The sequence below is a fragment of the Blastocatellia bacterium genome (assembly GCA_035573895.1).
Lineage (GTDB): Bacteria > Acidobacteriota > Blastocatellia > HR10 > HR10 > DATLZR01.
The window spans coordinates 1-11,197 of the sequence record DATLZR010000057.1 but is presented as its reverse complement, the minus strand read 5'-3'; the positions used below and the strand labels follow the sequence as shown (position 1 = coordinate 11,197).

At 60.0% G+C, this 11,197-nt stretch carries 10 protein-coding genes; 8 read left to right on the top strand and 2 right to left on the bottom strand.

Annotated elements, in window-relative coordinates; translation table 11 throughout:
• Together VNM72_06130 and VNM72_06125 are read left to right on the top strand one after the other, a co-directional pair.
• A partial coding sequence (locus VNM72_06130; GenBank protein HXF04977.1) for a hypothetical protein occupies window positions 1-283 on the top strand: 283 nt, incomplete at its 5' end.
• A 126-nt stretch (window positions 284-409) separates the two neighbouring features.
• Window positions 410-532, top strand: coding sequence for a hypothetical protein (locus tag VNM72_06125; protein ID HXF04976.1), 123 nt, complete (start codon window positions 410-412; stop codon window positions 530-532).
• A 294-nt stretch (window positions 533-826) separates the two neighbouring features.
• Here VNM72_06125 and VNM72_06120 read toward each other — a convergent pair whose 3' ends face one another.
• Complete coding sequence (locus tag VNM72_06120; protein HXF04975.1) at window positions 827-3,316, bottom strand: choice-of-anchor Q domain-containing protein; 2,490 nt, start codon at window positions 3,314-3,316, stop codon at window positions 827-829.
• A 676-nt stretch (window positions 3,317-3,992) separates the two neighbouring features.
• On the opposite strand from VNM72_06120, the gene larE reads away from it, so the two are divergent.
• Both larE and rseP read left to right on the top strand, forming a co-directional pair.
• A complete protein-coding gene (gene larE / locus VNM72_06115; protein HXF04974.1) occupies window positions 3,993-4,928 on the top strand; it encodes an ATP-dependent sacrificial sulfur transferase LarE in 936 nt (311 codons plus the stop codon).
• Window positions 4,929-5,231: 303 nt separating this feature from the next.
• Window positions 5,232-6,620: an RIP metalloprotease RseP gene (gene rseP / locus VNM72_06110; protein ID HXF04973.1), complete on the top strand. Its 1,389-nt coding sequence runs from the start codon at window positions 5,232-5,234 to the stop codon at window positions 6,618-6,620.
• 253 nt (window positions 6,621-6,873) lie between these two features.
• Here the strand turns inward: rseP and VNM72_06105 are convergent, their stop codons facing one another.
• Window positions 6,874-7,164, bottom strand: a complete 291-nt coding sequence (locus VNM72_06105) for a hypothetical protein (protein HXF04972.1) — start codon at window positions 7,162-7,164, stop codon at window positions 6,874-6,876.
• A gap of 770 nt (window positions 7,165-7,934) precedes the next feature.
• Here VNM72_06105 and rpsL point away from each other — a divergent pair.
• The 4 genes from rpsL to VNM72_06085 form a co-directional block, all read left to right on the top strand.
• Window positions 7,935-8,321 carry a 30S ribosomal protein S12 gene (gene rpsL / locus VNM72_06100; protein ID HXF04971.1) on the top strand — a complete coding sequence of 129 codons (387 nt, stop codon included), beginning with the start codon at window positions 7,935-7,937 and terminating at the stop codon, window positions 8,319-8,321.
• Window positions 8,322-8,392: 71 nt separating this feature from the next.
• Complete coding sequence (gene rpsG, locus VNM72_06095; GenBank protein HXF04970.1) at window positions 8,393-8,863, top strand: 30S ribosomal protein S7; 471 nt, start codon at window positions 8,393-8,395, stop codon at window positions 8,861-8,863.
• Window positions 8,864-8,878: 15 nt separating this feature from the next.
• Window positions 8,879-10,993 (top strand): elongation factor G, encoded by a 2,115-nt coding sequence (fusA, locus tag VNM72_06090; GenBank protein ID HXF04969.1) that lies wholly within the window; start codon window positions 8,879-8,881, stop codon window positions 10,991-10,993.
• Between the two features lie 64 nt (window positions 10,994-11,057).
• Window positions 11,058-11,197: GTP-binding protein (locus VNM72_06085; protein HXF04968.1), on the top strand; the 140-nt coding region annotated here is incomplete at its 3' end.

The following is an 11,197-nucleotide window of genomic DNA, read 5'->3' as shown; positions in this document are numbered from 1 at the left end:
CGTCAAAAGTCCCGCCAGCGGCGAAATTGTTCGTCGCGCGCCAGGCACGCCTTCGCTTCGTCCGAGCGACATCCTCGCCCTCCTTAGATGGTTCATCGGATTCGATCCCTCGCCGCAATCGTTCGGGGGCCGGGAGCGTTCGCGTCCGGCGCTCTGGCGCGTCTTCAACGCGCCGTCATTTTTCGTCTCGCGTTTTCCAGACGTTTCACGTCTGGCTACCTTCGGGTGGGCCGCTTGCGCGGCCATTTGTTTTGAACGTTGCCCGTCACGGGCGCATCCTTGATACACGGTTGACCAATCCGCCTCGTTGATCCACACGATTGGCGCCTCCATCTTCGTCCGGGCGTCGGCAGACGCCCGCAAGAGGGTAGCCAGACGTGCAACGTCTGGATGCACGCGAAATAAAACGATGCGCCTTGAAGAGGCGCAACAGCGATGGTTCATCCCATTCGATCCCTCGCCGCAATCGTTCGGGGGCCGGGAGCGTTCGTGTCCGGCGCTCTGGCGCGTCTTCAACGCGCGGTGGATTTAATTCGCGTCGCGTTTTCCAGACGTTTCACGTCTGGCTACCTTCTCGTGGCCGCTTGCGCGGCCATTCTTCCCAAACGTTTCATGTCTGGTTCCCTCCTGCCATGACCTGGGCTCTGGCGCGTCTTCAACGCGCCATCATTTTTCGTCTCGCGTTTTCCAGACGTTTCACGTCGGGCTACCGTCGCGGGGGCCGCTGGCGCGGCCACTGCGGGGCTGTACGGGCGGCTGTCTCCAGCCGCCCGCATGCCCACTTGTGGTGCGTAACGTGGGGGGCCGCAGAGAGCCCCCCATGCGGCTACGGCGGGCATAGGCCGTTGTCGTCAATGTTGCGATCAATGAGCGTAATCCAGAAACGGAACCCCTGAGCCAGAGTGGCGCTGCCCGCCCGTGCGCCCAGATTGATCAGTCCACTTAAGGCCGGGCTGGCTCCCCGCACGCTGCGGAAGCGAATGCGGAAGCGAATGACGTTCGGTGTCTGCGTGAACTCTATCGCCCCGCGGAACGTCCCCCGATCCGTCTTGAAGACATAACTCCCGGCCAGTAGATCAAGCGTGAGACACTTCGTCCCCTGCTGCAAGGTGAACAGACTCACCCCCAGCCGCGTGTTGGTGAAGGTGCAGGTGACGGTCTCGCCCGCAGCCAGATCAATGGTCGCCGTCCGCTGGCTCAGGTTCACCTTCGTCCCCCCGCCCGGATCGGTGCAGACCAGGTCGGTCAGTCTCCAGCCGGAGACCGAGTCCTCGCTCACCATGTAGCTGCCGGGCATGAGGTTGCTGAACGTGCGCTGGTTGGGCAGTGTCGCGTCGTTGTCGTCATCCAGCAAGAACGTCCCAATGTCCCCACTCCACGTGAAGCTGAAGTCCTGCCGATCGTCCGGCACCGCCTCCTTGATGATCGTGATGCTGCCCAGCTTGATGTTGGTGAAGGTGCAGATGACGGTCTCGCCCGCCGCCAACATGATCGTTGCCATCCGCGTGGTCAGGTTGATCTCCGTTTCACTGTTTGTCCCAGTGGTTAGCTGACACACGAGATCTTGGAAGGCCCAGCCCGTCGGCAGCGTGCTCTCCGTGAAGGTGTATGTCCCCGGAGCCAGCCCAAACGATTGTGAACCGCTCCCATCGCTTGTCATGATCGAAAACGAGTTATCGTTGCGGGTGAAGTTGAACGTGCCGTTGCCTCCGATGGCCGTCTTCTGGATGACGATTGTCCCCTTCTGGACGAATGTCGCTGTGCACATCTTATCCGCATCCATCGTCACCTGAGTCATCTCATCCCCGTTCGAGCAGTTACCACCCCAGCCTGCGAAGACCGAACTGGAATCGGGCGTCGCCGTCAACTCGACGGGTGTGTTTTGATCGTAAGTCTCCATGCAGGTGCCCATATTTCCCGTCATGCAATTGATGTCCCCCGGATTGCTCGTCACGGTTCCATTGCCATTGATGGAAATGGAGAGCATCTTCGGATTCTGCACCTCGTAGGCCCCGGCATCGCACTGTCCGCCTTTAGGGCGAGAAGAGCCTCGTTGATCTGCGGTCACCGAGGTGTTATTGAGATCCGTGCAATCGGCGGCTCCGTCAAGGGGGTCTCCGGACAGAAGGGCGTGGGTCGCCGTCGGCCCTCCGTTGTTCTGCAACGGGCCGAGGAAGATCGCATCCCCGGACGATCCAAAACACGTGTCGTCACTGTCATAATTGTTGCCCATGCCAGTGATCGAGCCAGAACAATCTCCCCCGGATGTGTTCTTGCCCACGATCGAGTTCTTGATTTTGGTCTCGGTGTTTGGGCCTGTGCTGGTGGATATCCCTCCCCCCCGGCCACTGCTAGTACTATTGTTGGCGATCGTCACGAAACTGGCATTCATCGTTAAGAAGTTCACGATACCGCCGCCGTCGCCGAGCGCGCTATTGCCCGAGATCGTGCTGTTGGTGATCGTCACCGTGCCGGCGTTGCGGATGCCGCCGCCGAGGCTTGCCGTATTGCCCGAGATCGTGCTGCTGGTGATCGTGAGCGTGCCGTTGTTGGAGATGCCGCCTCCTGAGCCAGCGCTATTGCCCGAGATCGTGCTGCTCTGGATCGTCAGCGTGCCGTTGTTGAAGATGCCGCCTCCTGAGCTAGCCCTATTGCCCGAGATCGTGCTGCTCTGGATCGTCAGCGTGCCGAGGTTGAGGATGCCCCCGCCGTCGGCGTCCGTGCCTGAGCCATCGGCGCAGCCGCTTGTGACCGTCACGTTTTGCAGCGTCAGATTGCCTCCCGTCAGGACCTCGAAGATGCGGAATTCGCCCGTCCCGAGACTGCCATCGAGACTGCACGTCCCCGTGCGCTGGATCGTCGCCACTCCACCGCCCTGAACCTGAATGGTGAGCGTCCCGGCAGAAGAAATATCCAGGTCATCAATCATATTGGTACCTATAGCATCACTATCAGCGGTCCCCACATCAAGCTGCAGCGTGTAGGTCTGCCCCGATTGCAGGACGATTGTATCGTCGCTCCCCATTCCGTCTCGTTTGCACCCCCCGCGGTCTTGATCGGTATTGGCGGCGATAACCGCCTCCCGTAAGGAGCAGGTCGCATTAGGAGTAGTATCATTCTCATCCATTGTCGTGTTGACGGTGATGGTGGCAGCCATCACCGGGGTGACGGGCCAGGGCAGAGGGGCCAGCGTCATCGCCCACACCAGAAGCATCACACCTAGGGCCCGACGCCCTCGCCTCCACTCCCGCCCAAGCTTTGACCAACGGCTCGCGATGTTGGAAGAATGTGTCTGCGTCGTTTCTGCTCTCTTCATAGCTCTCCTCCTGAAAAAGGCCACAGATTTCACAGAGTCACGCCGATAGTCTTCCCGGGCGAGAATCGGTGTGATCGGTGGCCTGGTTTTGATCGTCTGGAGCGCCAGCTCCAGGAAGAATCCTCATGACATACCCCACGAAACACGCAACCATCACGAAAGACTTCCATTTTCCTTGTGGCGTGCATTCGCATATGGGCGATTCCTCCCATGAAAAAAGCCCACGAAACACGCGACCATGGCGAAGGACTCCCATTTTCATGACTTTGTGGCGTGCACTGGCGCAGGGGCGATTCCTCCGAAACTGCCTGCGCGCGCACGCCTCCCGGCGGGGTCCGGTCAGCACCACGCCCGTTGCAGGCGGGCGCAGCCGGGTTTGTCGTCCTTTCCCGCGCCATTAATAACTCGTCCCGCCTGGGGGGGTGTGCTCCTCTGCGGAGCGTCACGTCGGCTTAAGGGAATCGGTCAGAGCCTCGGCTCTGAGGTGCGGTTTCTTTGTCGCCGGGCTCCGATCGGCTCAAGGAAGCCAGTGGAAGCCTTCCCTTACCCCCAGAAGCTGTCAGTGACGGCCCGCACTTTAGCACATCTTTTTCCTGGCCGTCAAGCGAAAAATTTGCTCCCTGCTGCGACGGTGGTTGATTCCTCCAGAAGAGGTGAGATATAGTCAGAGGCAACCATGATGGGAACCCAGCAGTCGCTTGATGCCAAAGAGCGTCGCCTGCGTCGCTTGCTTCGTTCGCTGGAGTCGGTGATTGTGGCTTACTCCGGTGGTGTAGATAGCGCCTATCTGGCCTTCATCGCCCATCAGGAGCTGGGCTCGCGGGCGCTGGCCGTGACAGCCGACAGTCCCAGTCTCGCGGCGCATCAGCGGGAGGATGCCATCGCGTTCGCTCGAACTCACGGTCTTCAGCATCTGCTGGTGACGACCGAGGAAATGAGCGACCCTCGATACCGGGCCAATCCCGTCAATCGGTGTTACTTTTGCAAGCACGCGCTCTATACGAAACTGCGACAGTTGGCCGAAGAGTGGGGATATCGGGCCATCTGCGACGGAGTCAACGTGGATGATCTGGGCGATTTTCGTCCGGGTCGGCAGGCGGCCCGCGAGCATCAGGTGATCAGCCCGCTGGTGGAGTGCGGATTGACCAAGGCCGATGTACGCGAACTGTCTCGACGGCACGGGCTCTCCACCTGGGATAAACCGGCCTCGGCCTGTTTGGCCTCGCGCATCCCCTATGGCCTGGAGGTGACGGTGGAGAAATTGCGCGTGATTGAACGGGGCGAAGAGATTCTGCGTGGCCTCGGATTTCGTGTTTTCCGTGTGCGACATCACGGGAATCTTGTCCGGCTGGAATTCGGTCGAGACGAGATGCGGCGTGCTCTGTCGCTTGAGATGGCGGAGTGCTTAACCCGGGAGTTCAAAGCTCTTGGCTTCACCTTTGTCACCCTCGATCTCGAAGGGTACCGCACCGGATCGCTCAATGAAGCCATCAGCCGGGACGATGAGCGGCACCTGTCCCGGCCGGCGCCGGAGTTCCCGCCGGAAGCCGCTGCCGTTATTCCGGAATCTGATCGCTCGTCCGGGGAAAATGCCGATGACCTCCCCCGATAACGGAAGGTCATCGGCGATCTCTGGACGGAAGTGCCGGCTCCGAGAGGCGGCGCAGAGGCCGATTTCTCCAGCAGGCCAACGTCATTTCCCGGTTGACGTCCGCTGGACGGAACATCCCCGTTCAGGCGTTGAGAATTTTTCCCGTTCGGACGCAGGGGATGCCGGAATCCGGTAGCAGTTTCCCCGTCTCCTCTTGACCGGGGTGGTGACCTCCGAACATCCCGTCACGGTGGACAAGCTTCCGCCGGTCAGGTAGACTGTTGCATTGAGAGATGAAATGACAGAGGAGCAACCGTGCCGGCCATGATAAACGCCATCGTTGCCTTTATCTTCGTCATCGGGATTCTGGTCTTCGTCCACGAGCTGGGACACTTCCTGATGGCCAAGCTCTTCAAGATTCGGGTGGAGGTTTTCAGCTTGGGGTTTGGGCCGCGTCTGTTTGGATTTCGCCGGGGCGATACCGATTATCGCGTGAGCCTGGTGCCGCTCGGCGGATACGTGAAGATGCTGGGCGAGAATCCCGATGAGATAGATGCCACCGCACAGGCTCCCGATGCGTTCCTGACGCGACCGAAGTGGCAACGATTTTGCGTGGCGGCTGCCGGACCGGCGATGAACCTGCTTCTGGCTGTCGTGTTGCCGGCGGCTCTTTACATGACGAGTTACACGGTGCCCGCCTACCTGCTGGAGAAAGCTCGTGTGGGGTTGATTGTTCCCGGATCGCCGGCTGAGCGGGCCGGGATTCGACCCGGTGATCTCATCGTCCGCTACGACACCAAGGAAAATCCCACCTGGGAAGAAGTCGAACACATCACCCTCCTGAAACCGAATCAGCCGGTGACTGTTGTCGTGGATCGCCAGGGACAGCGCCTGGAGACTCAGATGGTGCTGGGTTCGTTCACCAGCGGGATGGAAGTACTCGGCGAGTCGGGTTTGCTCCCCTCGCTTCCCTACGATGGGGTCGAAATCGGTCAAATCGAGAAAGGGCGACCGGCCGATCTGGCGGGCCTGAAGCCGGGAGACAAGATCATCAAGGTCAACGACACACCCACACCGGCGTTTGAGATTCTGGTGGCGATTGTTGGGGCGCATGCGGGCAAGGAGATAACCCTCACCTACATTCGCGACGGGCGGCAGCATCAGGTGAAAGTCGTCCCATTTAATGACCAGGGACGTGGACGCATCGGGTTCGCTCGTGTGCCGCCGGCTGTTCCGATGGTGGAAACCGCGCTGGGTCCGGGCCGGGCTCTCATGGAATCGGTGCGACAAAATCTCTTCTATCTCTGGGTCACACAGGAGGCCCTGCTCCAGATCTTTCGCGGCCAGCGCACGGTGCGGGAGACATTTGCCGGTCCGTTGCGAATTGCCGAAATCTCCGGGGAGGCTGCTGCCCACGGCGTCAAGGAGCTGATTAAGCTGATGAGCTATCTCAGCCTCAGCCTCGGTGTCTTTAACCTCCTCCCCATCCCGGTGCTCGATGGAGGCGTTATTTTCCTGCTGCTCATCGAATGGTTCTTCGGGCTGGCGGGACGACAGATGAGCGTGGCGCTCCGGGAGAAGATTCAAACGGTGGGTTTCGCTCTCATCCTCATCTTCATGGGCTACATCATCTACAATGATATTGCCATGAAGTTCAGCACGGCGAGCCGGAAAATCGCCGAACCTCCACCGGCTGAACAGCCCGCTCGCTAGCCGGCTAAATCGGCCACCGTCATTTCCTGAAGGAGAAAACCGGGATAGCGACTCAGCCTCACCGCCGGAGAGCGCGGCGGAGATCCTCCGTGATTCCACCAGAGAGGCTATGTGCAGGCTGATCCTTCTGCGTTATTTCCTGCGGACTCGGCGATCTCGGCGGTAAATCGTTACGGAGCGGGAAAGAAGCTCAGCCCGGTAGTGGAGACGGGTCGTCCAGATCCGACAACGGGTGCAGCAGCAGATTCCCCCGCTACCTTCGGTGAATTTCGCTGCGGCGGACTTCCTCGGTCTCGCGGTCGTAATAGTCCCGTGGCGCGGGTTCGGGCGTGCGCCGCCGGAGCAATCGCAGGGAGCGGTCCCGCGTCTTCTTTAGCTCTTTCCGCCCATCCTCAAACTCGATTTCGACCATCTGGGCGTCCCCTTCGCCAAGCAATCGGACGATGGTGCCGTAGCGGACGTAGGTTGCTCCGGCGTACATGACCTCGTCGCCGACCTGGAATTCCACTCGTGGTTTGATTCGCGCTTTGGTTGGTTTCGCCATAGGCTTACATCATAGAGGATTTTTCTTCCCCGGCCAAGACGAAAATTCACTCCGTCGCTTTACCGGAGCGATGTGGGGGGCAGGTGCGCAGCCGGGAGGCGCGAGCAAGCCGGCGCTCCTTGCGGCGAATTCCGGGGAATTGTTTCTGGGGGCCGGCGGCTCCCGCCCGGATGAACACGGGGATTCTTTGGCGTCGGTTTAACGTGTTTCGCGGGTTCACCATCTTACCGGATGTGAATCACGCAATCGGTGGCCGGGAAGTCTCGCGCGAGGGTCCCGGCCGGCAAAACTTTACTGCCGGAGAGAGTCCACGGCATTGCGTGGCGGCACCCACGTTGTTTTTTTGACGAAAGTCCGTCTTGACAACTGATGGCGGGGTGACTATATTTGCCACTTTGAATTTTGCTGGGAGAGTTGTTCGAGGGCATTCTGAACGTGCGAGGATGCCCGGCCGCAGAGTGAACAAGCGGACAGGAGCGATTATTGTGGCGTCAGGTGAGTGAGCGGTAAAAAGACCTCGGGTGGACACGCCACAGAAAAGCTCGGGCGCGAGGGACGCCCCGGAAGCACGTCGAAGGCGAGCAGTTCTTCGGAGAATCCCTCACCTCGCAGAAGCGAGAGATGTCATCGGCGGTGACATCGCGTCACCATGACGCCGATGGGAGATTGCGCTCTGTGAGTGCCACGTCAAGTGATCGCAGCGAAGAAAGACGACGAGGCCGCCGCACGGATCGCGTGACGGCAGAGCATCGAGGAGGAGTAGATCGGTCGTGCCGACAATAGCACAGCTTGTTCGATGGGGGCGAGAAAAAGTCAAAGTCAAGACCAAGAGTCCGGCGCTGCAGGGCTGTCCCCAGCGGCGCGGCGTCTGCGTTCAGGTCAAAACCATGACGCCGAAAAAGCCCAATTCCGCCCTGCGCAAGATCGCCCGCGTGCGATTGACCAACGGCATCGAGGTGACGGCCTACATTCCGGGCATCGGTCATAACTTGCAGGAGCACTCGATCGTGCTCATCCGGGGCGGCCGCGTCAAGGACCTGCCCGGCGTGCGCTACCACATCATTCGCGGCACGCTCGATGCCGCCGGCGTCGCCAACCGGAAGCAGGGACGATCCAAGTACGGAGCCAAGCGTCCCCGCGAAGCAGCGCCGAAATGAAAAAGCGTCGGCGGGGGAATTCCCGAGCCGGTTGTCGGGAATGACGGCCGCCTGATCGGTCAGAGACGACTATGCCACGAAAACGAGTTGTCGAACGACGCGAAGTACCGCCGGATCCGGTCTACAACAGCCCGCTCGTGACCAAGTTCATCAACTGCATGATGTGGGATGGAAAGAAGAGCGTGGCGGAGAAAATCTTCTATCGGGCGATGGAGCGGATCAAACAGCGGACCAAGGAAGACCCGTTGAGGATTTTCAAGCAAGCGATTGAGAACGCCAAGCCGAAGGTGGAGGTGAGATCCCGGCGAGTCGGCGGCGCCACCTATCAGGTGCCGGTGGAGGTGAATCCCTATCGGCAGACGTCGCTGGCCATTCGCTGGCTGGTCACTTACGCCCGCGAGCGGGGAGAGAAGCACATGGTGGAACGGCTGGCCAATGAACTGATCGAGGCCTCGCAGAATAAAGGAGGGGCGATCAAGAAGCGCGAGGATACGCACCGGATGGCCGAGGCCAATCGCGCCTTCGCCCATTACAAGTGGTAGAGGGTGACTCATCCGATGGCTCGACAGATTCCCTTAGAGAGAGTGAGAAACATCGGCATCGCGGCCCACATTGATGCGGGCAAGACGACGACGACCGAGCGGATTCTCTATTACACCGGGGTGAACTATAAGATCGGCGAAGTGCATGAGGGCACGGCCACCATGGACTGGATGGTCCAGGAGCAGGAACGCGGCATCACCATCACGTCCGCGGCCACGACCTGCTTCTGGCGCATCGGCGGAGAATCTTCCGGCGATCAGTACCGCATCAACATCATTGATACTCCCGGTCACGTGGATTTCACCATCGAGGTCGAGCGGAGCCTGCGCGTGCTCGATGGGGCGATTGCCATCTTCGATGCCGTCAACGGCGTCGAGCCTCAGTCGGAGACGGTCTGGCGTCAGGCCGACAAGTACAACGTTCCACGTATCGCCTTTGCCAATAAGATGGATCGCGTCGGCGCCGACTTCGAGATGGTCGTTGATCAGATTCGCAGGCGGCTGGGAGCTAACCCCATCCCCGTGCAGCTCCCCATCGGAGGCGGCGACGAGGACTTCCAGGGCGTTGTTGACCTCATCCGGATGAAGGCCATCACCTGGATTGAAGAGACGCTGGGGGCCGAGTTCATTGTACAGGAGATCCCTTCAGCTTTACAGCAGGCCGCTCAGCATGCCCGCGAGCGCATGATCGAACTGCTGGCCGATCATGACGATCTGATCGCCGAGAAATATATCGAAGGTGAGCCCATTTCCGAGGAGGAGATTCGCGCGGCGCTCCGTCGGGGCACGATTGGACTGAAGGTCGTCCCCGTTCTCTGCGGCGCGGCCTTCAAGAATAAAGGAATTCAGCCCCTTCTCGATGCGGTGGTCTATTATCTCCCCTCGCCGGTTGACATTCCGCCTGTTCGCGGCATTGATCCCCGCACCAAACAGGAAGTGCAGCGGCGTGCGAGCGACGAGGAGCCGTTCTGCGGACTCGTCTTCAAGATCATGTCGGATAAGCATATCGGTCAGCTCACCTACGTGCGGATCTATTCGGGAACATTGCGGGCCGGCTCCAGCGTCTACAATGCCACCCGGGACCGACGCGAGCGCGTGGGTCGGCTCATGAAGATGCACGCCAATAAGCGCGAGGATATCACCGAGGCTTATGCTGGAGAGATCGTCGCCGTCGCCGGACTCAAACAGGTGATCACCGGGGATACCATCTGCGACGAGAATCATCCGATCATCCTCGAAGCGATCGAGTTTCCCCGTCCGGTCATCTCGGTGGCGATCGAGCCCAAGACGCGACCGGATCAGGAGAAGCTGGGGATCGCTCTGGGACGGCTCGCTCAGGAAGATCCTTCCTTCCGCGTGCTGACCGATGCCGAGTCGGGGCAAACGCTCATCTCCGGGATGGGCGAGCTTCATCTGGAAATCATCGTGGACCGGCTCCGGCGGGAATTCGGCGTGGAAGCCAATGTCAGTCGGCCCATGGTGAACTATCGGGAGACCATCACCAAGAAGGCCCTGGGCGAAGGGAAATTCATTCGTCAAACCGGCGGGCGCGGCCAGTATGGTCACGCCAAAATCGAAGTCGAACCGCTCCCTCCCGGATCCGGCTTCGAGTTCGTGGATGATATTTTCGGCGGCGTGATTCCGAAAGAGTACATCCCCGCCATCGAGGAGGGAATTCTTGAGGCGATGGAGCGCGGTATCCTGGCCGGCTATGAGATGGTGGATCTGCGCGTGCGCCTCTACGACGGAAGCTATCATGAGGTGGACTCCAGCGAGTTGGCTTTCAAAATCGCCGGCTCGCTCGCCTTCCAGGACGCCGTCAAGAAAGCCGATCCGATCTTGCTCGAACCGATCATGAAGGTGGAGATCGTGACGCCCGAGGAATATCTCGGCGCTATCGCCGGCGACATCAATGCCCGGAGAGGTCGGATCGAACACGTCGAGCACCGACCGGGGACTCAGGTGATCACGGCACTGGTTCCTCTGGCGGAGATGTTCGGCTATGCCACTGATCTTCGCTCCATGACCCAGGGGCGCGCCTCCTATACCATGCACTTCTCTCATTACGAACCGGTTCCCCGGACGGTGAGCGAAGCCATTGTCACGGGCGTTCAGGGAGTGGCGCGATAGAATGACCCAGGCGGGGGGCGCGAAAGGCCTCGCCTATGACACCAAAAGAAAGGAGTGACGAGATATGGCCAAGGAGAGATTTGAGCGGACCAAGCCGCATGTGAATGTGGGGACGATAGGGCATATAGATCATGGGAAGACGACGTTGACCAGTGCGATCACGAAGGTGTTGCACAGTCGGAATCCGAGGGTGGTGGTGAGGGA

What these genes read in the sequence shown, in the direction of transcription:
- VNM72_06125 (HXF04976.1), top strand. Translation starts at nt 410, where the DNA reads ATGCGCCTTGAAGAGGCGCAACAGCGATGGTTCATCCCATTCGATCCC.
- VNM72_06120 (HXF04975.1), bottom strand. Translation starts at nt 3,316, where the DNA reads ATGAAGAGAGCAGAAACGACGCAGACACATTCTTCCAACATCGCGAGC.
- larE (HXF04974.1), top strand. Translation starts at nt 3,993, where the DNA reads ATGATGGGAACCCAGCAGTCGCTTGATGCCAAAGAGCGTCGCCTGCGT.
- rseP (HXF04973.1), top strand. Translation starts at nt 5,232, where the DNA reads ATGATAAACGCCATCGTTGCCTTTATCTTCGTCATCGGGATTCTGGTC.
- VNM72_06105 (HXF04972.1), bottom strand. Translation starts at nt 7,164, where the DNA reads ATGGCGAAACCAACCAAAGCGCGAATCAAACCACGAGTGGAATTCCAG.
- rpsG (HXF04970.1), top strand. Translation starts at nt 8,393, where the DNA reads ATGCCACGAAAACGAGTTGTCGAACGACGCGAAGTACCGCCGGATCCG.
- fusA (HXF04969.1), top strand. Translation starts at nt 8,879, where the DNA reads ATGGCTCGACAGATTCCCTTAGAGAGAGTGAGAAACATCGGCATCGCG.